General features: G+C 58.1%; 17 protein-coding genes. 7 read left to right on the top strand and 10 right to left on the bottom strand.

Annotated elements, in window-relative coordinates:
• Positions 1–298: 298 nt before the first annotated feature.
• Positions 299–1,189 carry a sucrase ferredoxin gene (locus B0H98_RS03030; protein ID WP_106373877.1) on the bottom strand — a complete coding sequence of 297 codons (891 nt, stop codon included), beginning with the start codon at positions 1,187–1,189 and terminating at the stop codon, positions 299–301.
• Entirely contained in the window at positions 1,186–2,037 is an 852-nt protein-coding gene (locus B0H98_RS03025; protein WP_106373572.1) for an ABC transporter ATP-binding protein, read from the bottom strand. Before B0H98_RS03025 ends, B0H98_RS03030 begins: the two co-directional genes overlap by 4 nt.
• A 225-nt stretch (positions 2,038–2,262) precedes the next feature.
• Here B0H98_RS03025 and B0H98_RS03020 point away from each other — a divergent pair, with 225 nt between their 5' ends.
• From B0H98_RS03020 to B0H98_RS02995, 6 genes are all read left to right on the top strand, one after another.
• Positions 2,263–4,404 carry a TonB-dependent receptor gene (locus tag B0H98_RS03020; RefSeq protein ID WP_208623570.1) on the top strand — a complete coding sequence of 714 codons (2,142 nt, stop codon included), beginning with the start codon at positions 2,263–2,265 and terminating at the stop codon, positions 4,402–4,404.
• Positions 4,405–4,591: 187 nt separating this feature from the next.
• On the top strand, positions 4,592–6,403 hold the full coding sequence (locus tag B0H98_RS03015) for an IucA/IucC family protein (RefSeq protein WP_106373571.1): 1,812 nt from the start codon (positions 4,592–4,594) through the stop codon (positions 6,401–6,403).
• A complete protein-coding gene (locus B0H98_RS03010; protein WP_106373570.1) occupies positions 6,396–7,655 on the top strand; it encodes a type III PLP-dependent enzyme in 1,260 nt (419 codons plus the stop codon). The genes B0H98_RS03015 and B0H98_RS03010 overlap by 8 nt, the downstream gene beginning before the upstream one ends.
• A gap of 45 nt (positions 7,656–7,700) precedes the next feature.
• A complete protein-coding gene (locus tag B0H98_RS03005) occupies positions 7,701–9,557 on the top strand; it encodes an IucA/IucC family protein (RefSeq protein ID WP_106373569.1) in 1,857 nt (618 codons plus the stop codon).
• Positions 9,551–10,324 carry an HpcH/HpaI aldolase family protein gene (locus tag B0H98_RS03000; protein ID WP_106373568.1) on the top strand — a complete coding sequence of 258 codons (774 nt, stop codon included), beginning with the start codon at positions 9,551–9,553 and terminating at the stop codon, positions 10,322–10,324. The genes B0H98_RS03005 and B0H98_RS03000 overlap by 7 nt, the downstream gene beginning before the upstream one ends.
• A gap of 57 nt (positions 10,325–10,381) precedes the next feature.
• Entirely contained in the window at positions 10,382–12,289 is a 1,908-nt protein-coding gene (locus B0H98_RS02995; RefSeq protein ID WP_106373567.1) for an IucA/IucC family protein, read from the top strand.
• Positions 12,290–12,399: 110 nt separating this feature from the next.
• Here B0H98_RS02995 and B0H98_RS02990 read toward each other — a convergent pair whose 3' ends face one another.
• The 5 genes from B0H98_RS02990 to B0H98_RS02970 form a co-directional block, all read right to left on the bottom strand.
• The gene (locus B0H98_RS02990; protein ID WP_106373875.1) at positions 12,400–13,023 is read right to left on the bottom strand and encodes an RraA family protein; all 624 of its coding nucleotides are present in this window, start codon (positions 13,021–13,023) and stop codon (positions 12,400–12,402) included.
• A gap of 42 nt (positions 13,024–13,065) precedes the next feature.
• The gene (locus B0H98_RS02985; RefSeq protein WP_106373566.1) at positions 13,066–14,106 is read right to left on the bottom strand and encodes a FecCD family ABC transporter permease; all 1,041 of its coding nucleotides are present in this window, start codon (positions 14,104–14,106) and stop codon (positions 13,066–13,068) included.
• Positions 14,103–15,107: a FecCD family ABC transporter permease gene (locus tag B0H98_RS02980; RefSeq protein WP_106373565.1), complete on the bottom strand. Its 1,005-nt coding sequence runs from the start codon at positions 15,105–15,107 to the stop codon at positions 14,103–14,105. Before B0H98_RS02980 ends, B0H98_RS02985 begins: the two co-directional genes overlap by 4 nt.
• Positions 15,101–16,021: an ABC transporter substrate-binding protein gene (locus B0H98_RS02975; RefSeq protein WP_244182962.1), complete on the bottom strand. Its 921-nt coding sequence runs from the start codon at positions 16,019–16,021 to the stop codon at positions 15,101–15,103. Before B0H98_RS02975 ends, B0H98_RS02980 begins: the two co-directional genes overlap by 7 nt.
• Positions 16,022–16,104: 83 nt before the next feature.
• Positions 16,105–17,520 carry a DHA2 family efflux MFS transporter permease subunit gene (locus B0H98_RS02970; protein ID WP_106373563.1) on the bottom strand — a complete coding sequence of 472 codons (1,416 nt, stop codon included), beginning with the start codon at positions 17,518–17,520 and terminating at the stop codon, positions 16,105–16,107.
• Positions 17,521–17,850: 330 nt separating this feature from the next.
• Between B0H98_RS02970 and B0H98_RS02965 the strand changes: the two genes are divergently transcribed.
• Positions 17,851–18,381: an MFS transporter gene (locus B0H98_RS02965; RefSeq protein ID WP_244182951.1), complete on the top strand. Its 531-nt coding sequence runs from the start codon at positions 17,851–17,853 to the stop codon at positions 18,379–18,381.
• A gap of 31 nt (positions 18,382–18,412) precedes the next feature.
• Here B0H98_RS02965 and B0H98_RS02960 read toward each other — a convergent pair whose 3' ends face one another.
• The 3 genes from B0H98_RS02960 to B0H98_RS02950 are packed head-to-tail and all read right to left on the bottom strand — an operon-like array spanning position 18,413 to position 20,021.
• On the bottom strand, positions 18,413–18,757 hold the full coding sequence (locus B0H98_RS02960; protein ID WP_106373562.1) for an AzlD domain-containing protein: 345 nt from the start codon (positions 18,755–18,757) through the stop codon (positions 18,413–18,415).
• Positions 18,754–19,494, bottom strand: a complete 741-nt coding sequence (locus tag B0H98_RS02955; RefSeq protein ID WP_106373561.1) for an AzlC family ABC transporter permease — start codon at positions 19,492–19,494, stop codon at positions 18,754–18,756. The genes B0H98_RS02960 and B0H98_RS02955 overlap by 4 nt, the downstream gene beginning before the upstream one ends.
• Positions 19,491–20,021, bottom strand: a complete 531-nt coding sequence (locus B0H98_RS02950) for a helix-turn-helix domain-containing protein (protein WP_106373560.1) — start codon at positions 20,019–20,021, stop codon at positions 19,491–19,493. Before B0H98_RS02950 ends, B0H98_RS02955 begins: the two co-directional genes overlap by 4 nt.
• Positions 20,022–20,045 lie beyond the last annotated feature (24 nt).

Raw genomic sequence — 20,045 nt, 5'->3', positions numbered from 1 at the left:
TGCCTCAATGAAGGTGCGCCTAGAATTTCAGCCATTGCCTGGGCGGGCAGTGATATAGGCTTTTCATCACTTTATGCACGTGGTTTTGATGAAGTAAATTTTTTAAATTATTGAAAATGTTGATTATTTATAAGCTTAGTTTAAATACTTGCTGTTACAGAAAGATGTCCATTGCAACTATGTGCAATGGTTCAGTGTGAAAAAGAGGCAATGAAAGGGGAAGAGTACTGCTAACAAGATTTGAGGGGCGCTACCCTCAATGCGCAGATAGACGCGAGCTGTTTATCGTTGAAAAGTACTACTTGATCTCAACCACTTGCCACACCACGCTCTCCGTTGGCCCCTGTTCAAGATCCGCGCAGGTATCCACACGCATGATCGTAAACGCTCGGCATGTAACGGTTAAGCAGCGCTGATTATCCTCCTGCTGCCAGCGCATGACGCGTTCCTGCTCATCGCCCGTATCCTCCAGCAGCGTTAACCGTGGCTGATAATCCTCTGTACTCACGTGCTGCAGGGCGGCCAGCTGGCTGCACTGCTGGGCAGAGGTGAGCGATGAGTCGCCCCGGTAGCCGGGCAGAAAACGCTGGCCTTTTGCTTCAGCCTGAAGAAAGGGGAGGGCCTGTTCGGGTGTGATGCGGCCGTATTTACGTACCTTGGGCAATACAATAATGCTGGCTGCCAGCCTGCAGCCGCCCAGATGGCTGCTTTCCCATATCTCGAACGGCAGTTGATGCCGGGTGGCTGCCTGCGCCAATGCCTTGTAAGCCTGGTAGCCGTACTTGGCGCAGCATTTGTCCTTTTTGCCATGAGTGCAGCAGAGCACCAGCTGGCATTCGAGGGCGGGCTGTTCCCACTGAGCCAAGCTGTCGCCTGCTTGCAGAGCATCCAGAAAGCCTTCCAGTTGCTCGCGCGCAACGTTGAAGCGTCGTCGCTCGGGCATCAGGAAAATCTGATGCTGCTCCTTTTCCATGCCCGGCTGTTGAATGAGGTTGATGCGTAGGCCGCGCTCAGCCGTGGTATCCAGCGACTGTTTCAGGGTGTCGCTCATGTCGCTGGCGTGGCGCATGCTGCGCTCCCACTTGGCGCGGGGCCAGCTGATCAGCAGATTGCACTCGGCGTGGGCGGCACTGCCCGCCAGCGGGTCATTCTGCTGTTGGCTCAGGTCGGCGCAGAAGGTGCGTTTCATGACACGCTGCATGGCTGTGCTTGGGGAGTGGGTTCTGTAGCCGCGAGGTGGCGCTTGCGCGGTACGCAGATCGGGCTGCCGCTTTCCGGGTCGTGAATGACCTGGGCATCCAGGTCAAAGACGCGTTTGAGGTTCGGTGCGGTAAACACTTCTGAAGGCGCGCCGCTGGTGACTATCTGGCCATCGCGCATCAGCACCAGGTGATCGGCGTAGGCCGCGGCAAGGTTCAGGTCGTGAAGCACCAGCAGTAGGGTGCGGTTTTTTTCATGGGCCAGGCGGGAAAGCAGCTCCAGCAGGTCTACCTGAACCTTCAGGTCCAGAAAGGTGGTGGGTTCATCGAGCAGAATCAGGTCGGTCTGTTGAGCCAGTACCATGGCAATCCAGCAGCGCTGGCGCTGGCCGCCAGAAAGCGCATCAACGCTGCGCTCGGCAAACTCGCTGATGTGGGTATACGCCATGGCTTCACGCACGGCTTCGGTATCCTGCCGAGCATTTTTCTGCCATAGCCCTTGGTGGGGAAAACGGCCCATGCCCACCAGCTGCTTCACACTCAGCCCTTCCGGGGCTATGGGGCCCTGGGGCAGGATTCCCAGGCGTTTGGCCACCTCTCGGGTGTTGCTGCGATGAATGTCCTTGCCGTCCAGGTAAACGTTGCCAGCGCCCGGGGTAAGTGTCCTTGCAAGCGTCTTGAGCAGTGTCGACTTGCCACAACCGTTGGGCCCCAGCAGCACGGTCAGCTTGCCCTCGTCGATGGCGATATTCACCCCTTTTAGCACGGGTTCGGCTTCATAGCCAACGCGTAAATCGTTGCCGAAAAGGCGAGGATGCAGGGATGGGGGTGCAGGCATGCGCGTTGTCATCGGGTAATCGGGATAGCCAGACCCTAAGGCAAAATATTCTCATTTTCAATCATTTCGCTTTTCAACCGCGTCCCTTCATGAGAATGATTCGCACATTCTAACGAACAGGGTGTTCCATTTCGTGAATAATACGTGCTTAATATGCGCAATATAATCATTATCATTTAGATTCATTGCTAATAAAACGCTGTTCGATCACGGGGGAAATACACAGTGCACGTCAATAAACGCTTGGTAATCTGGCCTACCGTTACCCTGGCAGGACTGGTGGCGGCTACCCAGGGGTATGCTCAGGAAACAAACGCGGCTGAGCCGCCGGCAGGGCGGGCCAATGCCGACCAGACCATGGTCGTCACCGCCTCGCGTACCAGTGCTACCAAGGAAGAGTCGCCGCAAACGGTGCGTATCATCAGCGAGGCAGAGATCAATCAGCAGCGCCAGCTGACCAGCGACTCATCGCAGATACTCAGTAACCTGCTGCCTTCCTACTCGCCCAGCCGCCAGAAAATGAGTGGCAGCGGTGAAACCCTGCGTGGCCGCACGCCGCTGATACTGATCGACGGCATTCCCCAGTCCAACCCGCTGCGCCCCACCGGGCGTGAGGCGCATGCCATTGATTTTTCGATGGTCGAACAGATCGAAGTGATTCAGGGCGCCAATGCGACCAACGGCGTGGGCGCGGCGGGTGGCGTTATCAACCTGATTACCAAGCGCCCCGAGCCGGGCTCGTTCAATCAGTATGTGGAAACGCAGATCACCACGCCCACCCGTGAGCTTGACGGCGATACGCTGAGCTATAAAACCAGCTACGGCTTAAGCGGCAACAGCGGTGATGTGGATTACCTGTTCTCGGCAAGCTATGAAGATCAGGGGCTGTTTCTGGATGGCAACGGCGATGCGGTCGGGGTGGACAACACCCAGGGCGATCTCATGGATGCGCGCTCCTTCGATATTCTGGGCAAGCTGGCTTACTGGGTGGATGACAACCAGCGCCTGCAGCTGACGCTCAACCACTACAACATCGAAGGTCACAATGACTACGTAAGCGTGACGGGGGATCGCGCCAATGGGGTGGTCACCACCTCCGAGCGCGGCACGCCGGAAGGCGATGCGCCCTATAATCGGGTGTGGACCACAGGGCTGAGCTACGACCACTACGACCTTGCCGGCATGCACCTGAGCGCCCAGGCGTTCTATCAGGATTACGAGGCGCTGTTCGGGGCAACCAATTCAGCGACCTTCCAGGACCCGGCCATTGCGCCCGTCGGAACCTTCTACGATCAGACCATGGCGGCGACCAGCAAGTTTGGTACCAAGGTCTCGCTGACCAAGGACGATCTGTGGGATGAGCGCCTGAAGCTGACGCTGGGCTTTGATACCCTGTTCGATGAAACCGAGCAGTATCTTTACACCAGCGACCGTACCTACGTGCCGCCCACCGAATACACGGATCTATCCCCTTTCCTGCAGGTGGACCTGCGCCCGGTAGACTCGCTGCTGCTTTCCGCTGGCGCGCGCTATGAGTATGCCAAGCTCGATATCGACAACTATCAGACGGTCGCGGCCAATAACGGGGTGGCTGTCGAGGGCGGCGACCCAAGTTTCAATGAAACGCTCTACAACGTCGGGGCAGTGTGGAAGCCGGTTGATCACTGGAGCCTGTTTGCCAATTATGCCGAAGGCTTTTCTATTCCCGATGTGGGACGTGCGCTGCGCGGCATCAGCACGCCTGGCCAGTCCGTGGGCAGTATCGATAACCTGAGCCCCATTGTTACCGATAATATCGAAACCGGGGTGCGTTTCGAGAACGGCCGCCTGGCGGCTGAGCTGAGCTATTACGAATCCTCTTCCGATTTCGGCAGCCGCCTTACAGAAGTCGATGATGTCTTCTACATGCAGCGCCAGGAAACCGAGATCAAGGGCTTCGAGGCTTCGGTGGACTATCAGTTTACCGATCAGCACCAAGGGCGCCTGGCCTACTCGCGCATGGAAGGACGTTACGACAGCAACGAGGATGGCAGTCTGGATGCCAAGCTATCAGGGCTTGATGTCTCACCAGATCGCCTGACCGCCAGTTGGGCAGCCAACTGGACCGATGACCTCTCCACTTTCGTACAGGCCAACTACGCCTTCGATAAATCCTTCGATGAAGCCAACCGTGAGTTTGACGGCTACCTGTTGATGGACGCCGCCGTGGGCTATCAGCTACCCGTCGGGCAGGTCAATGTAGGGGTTGCCAATCTGCTGGATGAGCAGTACGTCACCTACTACTCGCAGAGCGCGCTGGTCAATGACGAGCGCTATTTTGCCGGGCGTGGCCGCACGCTGACGCTGGGCTATCGGGTGGATTTCTAACGGTCTGGGCCAGACATATCATGTCAAGGGAGAGCTTCCGTCAGCTTGTCGGCAGCTCTCGCCCCTTGATCCATTCAACAATCAACATGCTAATAACAACGTCGCAAAGTGACTAGCCAGGGATGCGCCGATTCACATGCCCCAGGGTCTGTGAGTCTTAAATGGATGACATTTTTGCGGGGGCCTTATGAGCTACGCACGCTACTCTCGTTTACCTGGCGAGATCAGTCGACATGCCTCTGTGCATGCGCTGCTGAACTGTATTATCAAGGAAGTGGCAATACCCCATGGCACGCTATGCTATCGCTGGCCAGACTGCCGCGAAGGCTTGCCCGAGCATCTGCATGGCACACCGTTGCTGATTGAGTGGTCGACAACGCTCTCTCTGCTGGTGATGGTCGACCGGCGCTCACGTATTGGAAGCCATTACTACCTCTCCGACATCTATGTCAGAACCAGCGCGGCATCTGAATGGCGGGCGCCTGACATGGCAGTGTTGGTAAAGGCACTACTGGAGCACTGCGAGTGGCTGGACGGTGCGCCCAATGGCGAGCTGGTTGACCAGGTACTCCAGAGCCAGAAGGTAATGACCGCGATTGTTGCCCATGCCGCGGAACAACCCAGGCTCCACCCCCTGAAAGACTATCGCAACAGCGAGCAGGGGTTATGGTTTGGTCACCCCAACCACCCGACTCCCAAGGCCAGGCAGTGGCCCGTCCACCTCCTTCAAGAAAAGCCCCCGTATGCGCCGGAGTTCAGTGCCACTACGGCCCTGCACCAGTTTTCGTTTCCCCTTGAAGGGCTGAATGTCCAAGCCAATAGAATGAATGCACTGGATGTGCTGCCCTACATTGCCGATCAGCGCAGGGCGGAAAATAGCCAGCGTGTCGTGCTTGCCATGCACCCGGTACAGGCGGCGCTTTTCAGACAGGATGCCAGCGTAGCCAGGATGATAGAGGAGGGCGTGATTGGTGATCTTGGCAAGGGCGGCTGGCAGGCTGCACCAACTGCCTCAATGCGCACCTGGTATGTCGAAGGGCAGCCGTGGTTCATAAAAGGCTCGCTCAACGTCCGTATTACCAACTGTGTACGCAAGAATGCCTGGTACGAGCAGGAAAGCACGCTAGTAATTGATCGCATCATGCATCGACTTCTGCAACGCAAGGACACCGCACTGGAGGCGCTGTGCGTGGCACAGGAGCCGGCTACCGTGCACTGGCAGCCGGTAAACGGTGATGATGAAAATAAGCGCTGGTTCCGCGAGCAGACTGGAGTAATTCTGCGTGAGAACTTCTGCCAGCGCTATGCGCCACAGAACTGTCTGCTCAGCGCCACGCTGTTTGCCCGCGATGCACGTCTGGCGCCCATGATTCACTCCTTCATTGATCAAACGATGCTTTCGGCCAGGCATGATCCCTTGCCGACGGAGTGGCGGATACGGCAGTGGTTCCAGGCATATTTACGCACGCTGGTGGCTCCGGTCATGGCGCTGTTCTTTCGGCACGGTATCGTCATGGAGCCGCACCTGCAGAACTGTGTGCTGATTCATGCTCAGGGCGAGCCCCGAAAAATGCTGCTGCGGGATTTCGAAGGGGTCAAGCTGACCAGTGACAAGGGAGTGGACTTTTTGGCGGGAGAAGCCCTTGACCCTCGCGTTGAGGCATCGATGATCTATAGCCGCGAGCAGGGCTGGAACCGGATCGCGTACTGCTTGCTGGTCAACCATATTGCCGAGGCGGTCCTTGCTCTGAGCTGGCAGCGCCCTGCTCTGGCCGATCAGCTGTGGCAAGACACTCTGGAAGAGCTGCGCCACGTGAGGCAAGCGCTGGATGTCGCCGCCCCTGAGCTGGACGCCTTGCTGGAGGGCGGCAGCCTGCCATGTAAAACCAACTTCAAGCTGCGCCTGATGGCAAGACCTGACCGCCAGGCACAGTACGTGCTGCTGCCTAGTCCATGGCAGGTCAACCGGATTAAGACTCGGGAGGTAGCTTATGGTTGAGCAGATCACCATACCAAGCCACGTGCTTGCCGCCATTGAGGAGCATCAGCGGCACTGCAGCGATCCCATGGCGGCCTTTTTTTATGACCTGCCAGCGCTTGAAGCCCATGGGCGCGCGGTCAAGGCTGCGCTGCCTGAAAACGTCGAGCTGTACTACGCCATCAAGGCCAATAGCGAATCTGCAATTATTGATACGCTGGCCTCCGTTGTCGATGGGCTGGAGCTGTCATCCGGCGGAGAAATCGAGCGCGCCTGCAACAGCGCAACGCCACTTCCATGGGTCCTTTCAGGGCCTGGAAAGCTTGACTCCGACATGCGCCATGCGATGTTGCAAGGGGTAGAGGCCTTTCACATTGAAAGCCTGGGTGAAATTGCCCGGCTGCAGGTGATAGCGGCCTCGCTCCAGCGCATTCAGCCCGTGCTGCTGCGCATCAACCCCACCCTGCCGGACGAGCTTTCCAGCCGTTTGAAAATGGCCGGCACCGCCACCCCCTTTGGTATTGATGAGGCGCAGCTGGAAGAAGCCGTTGCCGCCGTGGATAGTGCGCCGAACCTATCGCTGCGCGGCTTTCATATCCATGCCATGTCGCATCAGAAAAGCGTGCAGCGTCATCAGCGGCTATTGAGTTTCTATCTGCAGCGCTGGCCGAAGTGGCGAGCACTCGCGCGTGAGCCCAAGCAGATCACCCAACTGAACGTGGGGGGAGGTATTGGCGTGAACTACCTTCATCCAGCGCAGCAGTTTGACTGGCCCGGCCTGTGCAGAACGCTCGGGCAGCAGCTGGAAGCCATGCCCGAACCGCCGCGGGTGCGCTTTGAAATCGGCCGGTTTCTTTCCGCTTTTTGTGGCTACTACGTGGTTGAGGTGATGGATACCAAGATAAGCCACGGAGAAGATTTTCTGGTCTGTCGTGGCGGTACCCATCAATTCCGGTTGCCCGTTGCTCAAGCCCACGACCATCCGGTTATTCACCTGCCGCGCTACGCCCATCCGTCAAACCAGGCCGAATACCAGCCGTGGACGATCGTCGGCCAACTGTGTACGCCCAAAGATGTGCTGAGTCGACATCAGCCGCTGCGTGGTGTGGCCATTGGCGATCTGCTGGTACTGCCCCTGGCGGGGGCCTATGGCTACAACATCTCTCACGCAGACTTTCTCTGCCACCCACGTCCTGAGCAAATTTTCGTCGGGCGCGCCTCCGAGCGTCCCGCTCCTGAGGCGTCGCATGTGCAGAGCGAGCTGGTGGAGTGATCAGGCTGTTTAGTTAACCCATTATTTATGTCTTGAAGGTATCCCATGTCATCGCATGAACGCATATCCGGTGCGCCAGCGACACCGTTCGCTTCATTAGCAAGCTGGCGCCATCATCAGCGGATCGAACAGCGCGTAGTTGGTCAGCTTCTGCAGACGCTGCTGTTTGAAGACGTGCTTCGCTATGAAGCAGTGACAGTATCAAACCCGGCGTTTTCAGGCGATACGCTGTTCACCATCACGCTGGGAAGCCGTTGTTACCAGGTTTACGGTTGGCGGTGCCATAGCTTTCGGCTTATCCGGCTTGAGCACTCCTCGCTAGCTATCGTTACGCATAACGGGGCGTCTGAACCTGTCAGCCTGCAGTCATTTATCGACGATATCGAGAGCGTGTTGGGCGGCGGCGCGATCCAGCCCGGTTTCGTGAACGAGTTGAAGCAGACTCTGATCAAGGATATTCACTCCTCGACTGCTCAAGTAGCCTTAACCGATTCACCGCAATCGCTGGATGCTGATGCCCTGGAACACTACTTTACCGATGCGCATAGCTATCATCCCTGCTACAAGTCACGGCTTGGCTTTTCGTTGCAGGATAACCAGCGTTATGGCCCCGAGTTTTCCCAACCGCTCCAGATACTGTGGCTTGCAGTGCCGCGTCAGTTGGCGCACCAGGGGGGTGTTGAGGGCAATCTGACGACCGAAAGCGTGGAGCAGTACGCGGGCCCTGGCGTTCAGGCACGCCTTGAGGAGTTTCTGGCGCAGCGGGCATTGGCTCGTACCGATGTGGTACTGATGCCGGTACACCCTTGGCAGTGGGAGAATGCTCTGGTACCTGCGCTCTATCCGGAGCTTGCCAAAGGCGACATCGCCCTGCTGGGCGCAGGTGAGACGAGGTATACCCCTCAGCAGTCGATTCGCACACTCGCCCCCCGCGATACTCGCCAGCCCTATCTCAAGCTGGCGATGAGCATTACCAATACATCAAGCACGCGAATTCTGGCGCGCCATACCGTCACTAATGCCACGATCATTACCCGGTGGCTTCAACAGCTAGTTGACACCGATAGCACCGCTCAGTCGGCGGGCTTCGTTATCCTGGGTGAAGTGGCCGGTGTGGCTCTGGATGAACGGGCCTTTCCGCCAACGCGTTACCACGATATCTATGGCAAGGTTGGTGCTATATGGCGGCAGAATATCCGTCAGTTTTTACAGTCGGGCGAGCAGGCCGTGCCCTTCAACGGTCTGAGTCAGCGAACGCGAAGCCCCACAGGTGAACCTTCCGCTCCCTTTATCGAACCCTGGATAGCAAACCATGGTCTGGAGGCCTGGACACGCCAGCTTATTCATGTAGCTACACTGCCGATCATCCACTTGCTGTTTGCCGAAGGCATCGGTATGGAGTCCCATGGCCAGAATATCGTGGTCATCCATCGCGACGGCTGGCCGACCAGAGTCGCGCTGAAGGATTTCCACGATGGGGTGCGCTTCAGCACCGATCATCTGGCAAGGCCTGAACTAGCCCCTGTGCTTGAACCCGTGCCAGCAAGCCATGCAGCCCTGAATCGTAACTCCTTTATTCTGACCAACGATGTGGCCGCCGTGCGCGACTACTCCTGTGACGCCTTTTTCTTTATTGCACTGGCCGAGATGGCGATTTTCCTGCAGCGCCATTATGGCCTGGAGGAGTCTCGGTTTTGGGCAATGACCGCTACCGTCATCAAGGAGTACCAGCGCGCGCACCCCGAGCATGCCAAGCGCTACCAGTGTTTCGATGTGTTTGCGCCTGAATGGGAAGTGGAGGCCCTTACCCGGCGTCGTCTGTTTGGCGATGAGCGACCACAGGTCAAGCAGGTACCCAACCCGCTGGCCACCTACGCCGAGCCGCGGGAGATCCCATGCTGAGAACCAATCGACTCAAGCAGGCGCTTTTCGAAGGCCGGGAAGTCTACGGTGTCATGGCCTCGATACCTTCGGCGGCTTCCATAGAACTGATCGGTGAAGCCGGTTTCGACTTCGTGGTAATCGATACCGAGCATGTGCTGATCAACCCGGAAACCATCGAGCACATGATTCGTACCGCCGAAAGTTACGCGTTGACGCCGCTGGTACGCGTTGCCGACAGCCACCCCAAAACGCTGCTGCGCCTGCTGGATGGCGGCGCCCAGGGCATCGTGCTGCCCAATGTCGAAGACGCCGATACCTTGGCCCAGGCTGTTTCTGCCTGCAAATACGCGCCAGAAGGGCAGCGCAGTCTCAATGCTGGGCGCCCTGGTGCGTTTGGCAAAAACTCATTGGCGGAGTATGTGGTTCAGGCGAATCGGGAAATCATGCTGATAGCCATGCTTGAAAGCCATCATGGCGTGGCGAACATCCAGGAAATCTGTTCGGTGCCGGGGCTCGATATGGTGCTGGAAGGCGCGGCTGATCTATCCCAATCCCTGGGAGTGACATGGCAGCCAGAGCATTCCGCGGTTATCGATGCACTTGAAACGGTGCAGCGCGTGGCTTGTGAACACGGGATTCCCTACTGCGCTTTTCTGCGCCAACCAAACGCACAAGCGAGGTGGCGAGCAAAAGGAGTGAGCGCCTTCATGCTGGGCGATGAGCGGGGGATTGCCTTTCGGGCTTTGCAAACGCGCCTTGAAGAAACCAGGAGCGCCCCGCCGTGACCCGTTCGATGACACCTTGGCAACGACCCGCAAACATCATTTTTGGAGTTCGCTATCATGAAACCTCTTGATGCCAGACACTATTCGCAACAGATGATCATGCAGTTCCTGATAGATGGATTACTGGTTGAAGGCCTGTTCGATACTCTCGATGTCCAATGGATCAACCCAGCGCAAGCCAGTGAGCTGCTGACTCAATTACCCACGTTTGATCGTTACCGTAACGACGTTTCAAAACGGTTATGGATGTGGCAACAGGATGAGCAGCATAGCGTTGTCATGCTGCTCAGGCCCGGTATTACCCAAGCATGGGAGAAAGTACCGGAAACCTGCGTGATGTTGCTGAATCAGGAAAACCACCAGGGGCGGGCGCTGGACCCTGAGGAGATCACTCGACGCCTTTTCTGTGCCATCACCCCTCATGAGCAAAGCCTTGATCAGGGCCAAATGGTGTTTCTTCAGGCGCTATTAGACAGCCTCTGGCAGGCCGAAAGCTCTGTGAAGCACCAGGTGAAAACGCAGGCCTTGAGCTCGCTATCCACGTCCAGGCACTTTACCGTCATGGAGCAGTGGGCATCGCTCATGGATCGTCCTTACCACCCTACCGCAAAGGCCAAGCAAGGGCTCTGTGAGGTGGAATACCAGGCCTATATGGCCGAGTTCAATGAACCTATTCAACTATGCTGGGTGGCAATCAGAACCCGCTGGATGCTGACCGGGGCGGGCGTCAACCAGAAGAGTCCTGTTCACTGGCTGGCAGGCGATAAGTATGCCAAGGCGCTGGAGCAGGAGATGGAAGCAAAAGGGTTGGTGCACACGCATACCGCCATCCCCGTACACCCCTGGCAGCATGAGCATGCGTTGCCTCGTTGGCTAAAGGAGAGCTTTGATGCAGGCGACTGTGTGGCACTTTCATCGGTTACTGAGCCTTGGCTGGCAACCTCTTCGCTGCGCTCATTGGCTCCTACAACGGCCAGTCCCCATTTCCTGAAACTGCCCATGGCCATTCACTCTCTGGGAGCTTCCCGTTACCTGCCTGCGGTCAAGATGGTGAATGGAGATCTCAGCGCCCAGCTGCTGGAGCAGGCCAGGCAACTGGATGGCAGGCTTGATGAGAGGCTTTATCTATGTGACGAGAGCAAGTGGTGGGCCTATATGCCGGAAGAGGCCACGCTGTTTGATGAAGCACCACGCCATCTATCGGCCATGGTACGCAGTTATCCAAGTGTGCTACTGGAGGACCCCAGCGTGCGTCTGGTTCCCATGGCCACGCTGGGAACACCGCTACCGGCCGGCGAGCACCATGTGTTCGACGATTGGCTGGCGCAACGGGGCCTGGAGGTTGGGGCAGAGGCGGTAAAACGGCTATTTGAAGAGCTTTGCGATTGTTTCTTCGAAATCAATCTGCGCATGCTGCGGCTGGGTATGCTGGCAGAAGTGCATGGACAGAACGCCGTGCTGGTCTTCAAGCAGGGGCAGTGTCACGGATTACTGCTGCGCGACCACGACTCGCTGCGTATCACCGTTGAGCGCCTGGAGCAGCACGGCATGCAGGATCCGTGTTATCGCATCAAGCCAGGCCACTCCAATACGCTCTATCACGATAGTCTCGAAGCTCTGCTGTTCTGGCTGCAGACCTTGGCCATTCAGGTCAACCTGCGAGCCATCATCGACAATCTTGCCCACTATTACAGCCTTTCGCAACGCGAGCTTTGGCAGGTGATGGCAACGTGCCTGGAAAGCCAGATAGGAGGGCTACCTTTCGAACAGCATGATCGTGAGATGCTTCGAAAGCAGCTGTTCGGGCGAGAGCAGTGGCCCTACAAGCGCCTTATCGGGCCCATTATCGAGCGTGCGGGTGGGCCTGGCAGCATGCCCTTCGGCACCAGCGCTACCTGTAATCCCTTCAGGCGCGTGGACGCTCACGCGGTTGATATCAAGGAGGAGGCGCTGACGGAGAACTGAAAGTGATTGACCGCCCGTTTTATCGGGCGGTTTTTTCATTGCTTTGGTGCAGGTTGCAGGAGAAGTGCTCCAGACAAACGGTGTGGTGTAAAACGAGGCCGTAACATCAGTCAGCGAAACCACTCGGGAAACTCTGCTTTCAGTGTGTGACGCTTCTCTTCTTCCTGCATCTGCTTGGCGTTTGCTGCCTCTGCTAGTGCGTCAGCCCGGTGAGGTGGAATGATAAATAGACCATCGTCATCGCCCACGACCAGATCGCCGGGGTTGATGGTGACACCCTCAATGGCGATGGCCGTATTGATCTCTCCTTCCAGTTCCAGCGACCGGGTGGTCAGCGGGCTTGAGGCACGTGCGTACGTCGGTAGCGTCAGCTGGGTCAATGCGTTCCAGTCAGTGACCGCGCCATTGGTTACCACCCCTGCCAGCTGTTTGCGTAGTGCCGCATAGGCGCGGAACTCGCCCCAGCAGGCGCGCTGGTGGTCGCCGGAGACGTCGATCACCAGCACGTCACCCGGGCATGCCATTTTTAGCGCTTCGCGGATGATACTGCCATCCACGTAGGGAATCCTGACCGTCAAGGCCGTGCCCAACAGGCGTGCTGGACGTTGGAGCGGCATCAAGGAGGTAATGGCACCAAAGTCAGTGAAGTGGCCCAGGGTTGACGTAGCAATATGCCGGTAGCGAGAGCGCTGTTCGGCACTCAGTGTGGCCTTGCGGGGTTCGATATGAAACATGCCTCTCCCGTTTGAAAACATCAGCAAACCTGCCTTGGGCATTTAACGCTGCTGGTAACGCGTCCTGTGCAGTAGATACACGAAGAAGGGCGCACCTATCCCGGCCACGAAAATGCCAGCAGGAAGGTCTTTGGGTAAAAAAGCCACTCGGCCCAGCAGGTCGGCGTAAAGCACTATCAAGGCGCCGACCAGCGCCGAGCCTGGTACCAGTCTTGCCAGGTTGCGCCCTACCAGCCTGGCCGCCAGGTGAGGCGCAATCAGGCCGACAAAGCTCAAGCCCCCGGCAAATGCCACGGCCGCGCCTGCCAGGGCCACGCTGCAGGCCAGCAGCGTCAATCGGCTGCGAAGAATAGCCACGCCAAGGCCTTCGGCGACGCTATCGCCCAGCGCCATGGCATCTGCATGGCGGGCGAACATCAGGCAGACCGGTACCGTGACCAGCAGCCAGGGCAACATACCCTGAACATCCTTCCACTGCGCTGCGTAAAGGCTGCCGGTCAGCCACACGTAAGCCGTCATGGCGGCAGCGTCATCGCTGAGCACGATCATCAGCGTGGTGCCAGCGCCCATGGCCGCCGCCAGGCCAATGCCGACCAGTACCAGGCGTGCTGGGCTGATGCCGTTTTTCCAGCTCAGGCAAGCCACGGCAAGTGCTGCAAGAAGCGCTCCGAGCATGGCCGCAACGGGCAGCCAGCGAATGCTCAAGGTAGTGCCCAGAAGTGCCAGAAACAGCACGGCCGCAAACGCGGCACCGCTGGTGATGCCGATCACATCAGGAGAAGCCAGCGGGTTGCGCACGATGCTCTGCAGAATCGCCCCGGCAATTGCCAGAGCAGCGCCCACCAGCATTGCCAGAGTGATTCGTGGAAGGCGCAATTCCCAGATGATAAAGGCAATATCGCTACTATCGGGTGCTGCCAGTGCGCGCATTACCTGCATGAATGACGTGGGAAAACTGCCTAGACACAGTGAAAACGCAGCGCTGGCCAGCAGTAGAAAGCCTAGCAGCAGTAGGTTTTGACATAAGCGATCACGTTTGTCTTGAACGGTGCCCGGAGAGGGTAGCGCTGTCTCTATTCTCATTGGGCTACCATCTTGCGTCGGGCCAGATAAATGAAGAAAGGAGTGCCGATCAGCGCCGTCATCACGCCAACCGGTATCTCTTGAGGCGGCATTAAAAACCGCGAGGCCAGGTCGGCCAGCAGCAGTAGGCTGGCGCCCAGCAGAGCGCAGGCTGGCAGCATCCAACGGTGATCAATGCCAAACAGCCCGCGGGCCATGTGGGGCACAATCAACCCGACAAAGCCGATCATGCCCGCCAGCGCCACGGAGCTGCCCGCCAGCACAATCACGGTCAGCCCCAAAAGCAGTTTGATGGTGGTGGCCTGCATGCCAAGCCCAGTGACCATATCATCACCGAGCAGCAGCGCATTGGCATGGCGCACCAGCAGCGCACAGAGCAGCAGCGCTGCACCAAAAAGTGGTAATAACGGTGTCACCAGTGAAAGATCACGTCCTGATACCGAGCCTGCCAGCCAATAGAGCACGCTTTCAAAGCTTTGCTGGTCGATTACCAGTAGCCCTTGGCTGAAGGATACGAACATTGCCGTGACGGCAACGCCTGCCAGTACCACTCGCAGCGGAGAGAGCTCTCCATGGCGCCCCCGGCTGAGTATCACGACCAGAATGGCCGCGACCAGCGCGCCCGTAAGCGCGGCCCAGACATAGTGCGCAGGAGTATGCAGCGGCAAAAGCGACACTGACACCACCACAAAAAACATGGCCCCTGCGTTGATACCCAGGATACCCGGCGAGGCCAGCGGGTTACGCGTCATGGTCTGCATCAGGGCGCCGGCAATGGCCAGGCTGGCGCCCACCAGTGTGGCAATCACCGCCCGGGGGAGGCGCTCGGTCAGAAGAATGATGTGCTCTATGCTGGTCGGGTCATGGTGGCTAAGTGCCGCCCATAGCGATGACCATGCAATATCGGTGGTGCCCAGCATGACACTGGCAAGGAAGGCGCCCAGCGCCACCAGCGCTCCAGCCAGAAGGCCCAGGCTTTTTGCGCGGGTGCTGCCTAGCATGACAACGGCTCCGCAATGCCCGCGGTGTAGGGGTGGCAAACGCGCTGGTGCGGCGTTTCGGATTGCGCTAGGCCATAGTGGACAAAAAGATCATCCAGCATGGCGTTGGCTGCCAGTATGCCGCCCCCCATCATCCAACTGACCGGGTCTACCTCATACACTCGCCCATGCTGTACGGCGCTCAACTGTTGCCACAGTGGATGGGTGGACCAATGCCGGTAGTTATCCGCAATTGCCGGATCATCCGGCTCGAGCAATACAAACATCACGTCGGCATCCAGTATGGGAATGTTCTCGGTACTGGAGAGCTTCATGCCCCAGCCCTGACTCTGCAGCGTATCAGGCTGCTCAAAACCCAGTTCATCAAGGATCGAGCCTGCAAAGCCGTTGTTGTAAATACGTACGTGGTCGCTCTTGAAGCGCACCACGGCGGCCTTTTGCGGCCACTCGCTGCCTAGCCGGACGGCAATCTGCTGGCGAAAGTCGGTGACTCTATCATCCCATTGCTGAAGCAGCGCATTCGCCTGTGACTCGCGGCCAGTGGCATTGGCCACCATGGTGAGCGTGCTCTTGAAGTCGAACACCGTCGGCGCTGACACTGCAGGAGCAATGGTGGTGAGTAGTGGTGCTATGCGCGCGTGGCGAAAATCGCTGGCAATGACAAGATCAGGATCAAGCCAGGCAATTTTTTCCAGATTGGGCTGAGTTTCGAGCCCTACATGCTCAACGCCTGAAAGCGCATCGCGCAGGTAGCGATACATGGGTTTTTCCAGCCAGGCGTCGACCACGCCAACCGGTGTCAGTCCCAGAGCAATAGCGCTATCGGTAGCCCCCTGGTAAAGCGTGACGATACGCGTTGGCACGCTGGAGGATGCCATTTCGGTGCTATCGATATCAGGGGAGCTGGCTGCCATGCTCGTCGCTGAGGAGAGCAGGCCGGCCAGCGTAAGCGCCGAGGCAAGAATGCGCATGCCGAATCGAGATAAGCTCACTGACTTCATATCGTTCTGACACTCGGGGGTGTTTGAATCACGCGACCCAACTGCCACGCCAGGGGCAAACAGAGAGCCGCTATGCCAGCCAAGGCAAAAAAAGCGTAATGAAGGCTCGATGCGCTAGCCTCAATGTAGGTAGCCCCCTGGCTCAGGGCCGTGTTGACCGCCATATCGTAGTAGACCGACAGGGCAACAATGCCTACGGACGCGCTTAAACGGCGCGACATGTTGTTCATTGCCGAAGCCTGGGCAACACTCGATTCAGGCAGGTCTTTCATGCCCACCGTGGTGGCAGGCAGGTAGGCACAGCCCAGGCCAATGCCACGCATCCCCATCCAGGCGCCAATTACCCACACCGGCGTGGCCGCGGTTAGCGTGCCGAGCCCGACCAAGCTGGCAACCGTGATAACCAGCCCGATGCTCATGCACCACTGGGGCGGATAGCGGTCAATGAGTTGCCCTGCCACGGGTGAGCAGGCGGCGGCGGCGAGCGCGGTGGCCAGAAATACCACGCCGGTGGTCAATGGGCTAAACCCCATGGCATTCTGCATCCATAAGGGAACCAGCAGAATACAGCCAAACAAAATGACAGATTGCAGGCAGGCGAGTACCACGCTGATACGAAAGCCCTGATGAGTGAATAGCGAAAGGTCGAGCAGGGGGGTGGGATGGCGCCGCTCAACGTAGATAAAACTCAGCAGCGCCAACACACCCATCATCAGCGGTGCGATTATCTGGATATGCAGAAGATCAGTAAGCGTTTCCACCCGGCTCAGCGACAACAACACGGTACCCAAACCCAGCGTAATCAGCAGGAAACCGACAGTATCAAAGCGCCGCGGCTTAACAGGGGGCTCTGCTTCCAGGTACCGGTAAGCACATAGTAATCCTAGCAGTGCAAACGGCATATTCATCAAGAACAGCATCCGCCAATGGCTTAATTCCAGCAGCAGCCCACCCACCGTTGGGCCGATAGCGGGCGCAATCATGACCGCTGCCCCCCATATGCCGCTTGCACGTCCACGCTGATGTGCAGGGTAGGCAGAAAAAATCAGCGATAGTGATAACGGCATCATGAGTCCCGCAGCAATGCCTTGAATACCCCGGGCAAGAATAATGCCGCTGAGCGACTGCGCGAGAGCACCCAGCCCAGAGCCTGCCAGAAAACCCATAAGCCCGAACATATAAATTCGTTTGCGACCAAATTTCCCGGCCAGATAGCCGGTGAGCGGCATGGTCATCCCCATGGTGATCATGAACAGGGTCACCACCCAGCTCACCTGACTGGCGCTGGCATTGAATGTCATCATCAGCTCAGCTACGGCGAGGTTCAGGGCACTATTGTTGAGGCTGACGGTAAAGGTGCCAAACAGCACGCTGATCAGCACCTTTTCGCCATGGCCTTTTGCATTCTGCATGACTCTCACTTGATACAACGGTTATCGACCTTGCTTGGTGCCAGGCCGATAACCGTTACGCAGGTGTAAAGGGCATGAATAATTGCATGGCATAAAAAATAATGCAAATCGTTATCATATGGTAAATGATGCTTTCTTGAGCATTTGATCAATCAAGATAATAACGGTGTAGTGAGAACCCTCCATGGCACTTTTTATGCATGAATTTGAAGATGGTGGCCTGCGTTACACAGACTCTCCTGCCAGATCTGCCAATTTTATGTAACGCCCAGCCGTGGGGAGGCGCAATGCGTTCGTTGATAATGCTCAGGCCGGTCAAGTCGATGGTCGATGACGCCAATCTACGCTGCTCGGCTGGGCTTTGATATTGGTGGTATCGGGCTGATCATGAGTGCTGCCATTGTGGGAGGAGCGTTGCTGCAGATCACTATCGGGCGCTTTTCGGATAGGCATGACCGGCCTGTGGTCATGATCTGGGTAGTCTCACTTGCAGCGCTGTTGGCAGCAGCCATGCCGTTTGCCCCAAGTCACAGCCTGCTGCTGGGACTCTACTTCATGTGGGACGGCTTGGCGTTCTCACTCTACCCGCTGGCGGTAGCGCAACTGCATCTGGTCGGTAGTGACGGGCTGCCGATCTATACTGCCTGTGTATTTACCCTGTCGGGCGTATATGCGCTCTATCGCCGCCGCCGTTTAAGGGCTTTAGTAACCCGTACCGCTCACTTCGAGCCGATGGTACAAAGCAGTGCCGTGGTTCTGAGCATGATGTTTGATGATGTGCAGCCGGACCTGTTCGGTGATCCTGCTTTTTACGAGGAGCACGAACGCCAGTGCCTGGCGGATATGATCAAATCATGGTGAGCTGATCCCTGTGCGATTCTCGGGCAGGCCGTCAACCTGGCAGGATAACCCCGCAGGCCAGCACCACCACGCCGAAAATCGCAACGCCTGCCGCGACCGGCCAGCCAAGTGAGTGAACACGTCGCCATACCAGCAGTGTGGCGAGCAGGCCTGCCACCGTAGCGAGCCAGGAGGCTGGGCCAGGATTGACCGGCATGATCGATACGCCAAGCACCGCAGCAATCATCAAGGGCCCAAGCACGGTAAGCCACTGCGGCATGGCGTTGAGGCCGGCGGCGCTGTTCAGGCGCCGCTGCATCCAGAGAAACGGCACCACGCGTATCAGTAGCGTGCCGAAGGCGCTGGCGAACACGGCGATCCATAGCGCACTGCTCATAAGGCGCGGCTCCTGGTGGTGAACCTGATGCTATAGAAACACAGTGCGCCCAAGGCGGCGGCCAGAGGGATGGCCACGTTGCTCAAGCCATACAGGGTCAGCATAAGCGCTGCAATAATCGTTGTGAGCATGGCGAGCGCCCAGCGTTTGTCGGTGAAGCGTGGCGCTACCATGGTCAGGAACAGGGCGGGGAGGGCAAACGGCATCACCTCGCCCAGCAGTGGCCAGCGGGCGGTGACTGCTTCGCCAGCTGTGGCGCCCACGGCGGTGCCTATAATCCAAGCGCCCCAGGCAAACAGGGAAGCGCCCAGAAACCAGCCAAAGCGCTTTACTTCCGGCAGCTGCGGCAGGCGCGTCAATGCCAGGGCAAATACCTGGTCGGTCAAACCGTGCATCAGCCACGGCCAGTGACGGCTGCGGGGCAGCAGGGCCGCGAGGTTAGGGCCATACACCACGTGGCGAATATTGATCAGCAGCGTCATGGTCACCACCAGCCATAGCGGGGCACCCGCGGCAATCATGCCCACAAACAGGAACTGCGACGCCCCGGCGTAGATCAGCGCTGAAATCGCGACGGCTTCCCAAGTGGTGAACCCGGCCTGGGTCGCGACCAGGCCAAAGGAGAGCGCAACGGGGACGTAGCCACCCAGCAGGGGGATCGCCTCGCGTACCCCCTGAAGCGCCGAGCGAACCGGCGAGTGGTGGGCGGGTATCAGGTGATCGGCTGGCTGGTTCATAGGGTAGCGTCTTCATGTCCGTAAATGATGGTGACCAGCAGCGTGGCACTCTCGGCCCGGGTACGGTAAAGATGGGGCCGGTCGGCGGGAAAGGTCACGGTTTCACCGGGAGAGAGGGCGGTGGTGTCGCTTTCGGGACCTGCTTCCAGATGGCCGCTGATCAGCGTCAGGGTTTCCCTTGTGCCCGGCGGATGCGCCTCGGAATGGCGGTGCGTGTGGGGCGCACAGTGCATCCAGTAGACATCCACCGGGGGCGAGCTCTGGCCCTGATCGATCAGCTGTACCTGTACATCATTGTCGCCAAGCGGTACCTGGATCGGGGCGACCAGCGTGCCGAAGGGCACCTCCAACTGAGCGGCCAGGCGCCAGATCGTATCCAGGGTGGGGTTGCCGTTACCCTGTTCCAGGCGGCACAGGTTGGATTTGGCGATGCCCGCAGCGCTGGCAAGCTGGCTAAGCGAAAGCCCCCGCGCCTGGCGCAGGGTCTGAAGATGTTTACCCAGGGTGTGAAGTGCGTCTTGATTCATGCATCGGCTCGGTGTTCCTTTTAT

Source organism: Vreelandella songnenensis, from assembly GCF_003002925.1.
GTDB classification, from domain to species: Bacteria; Pseudomonadota; Gammaproteobacteria; order Pseudomonadales; family Halomonadaceae; genus Vreelandella; species Vreelandella songnenensis.
The sequence above is the reverse complement of the archived record's forward strand: the minus strand, read 5'-3'. Positions and strand labels throughout refer to the sequence as shown.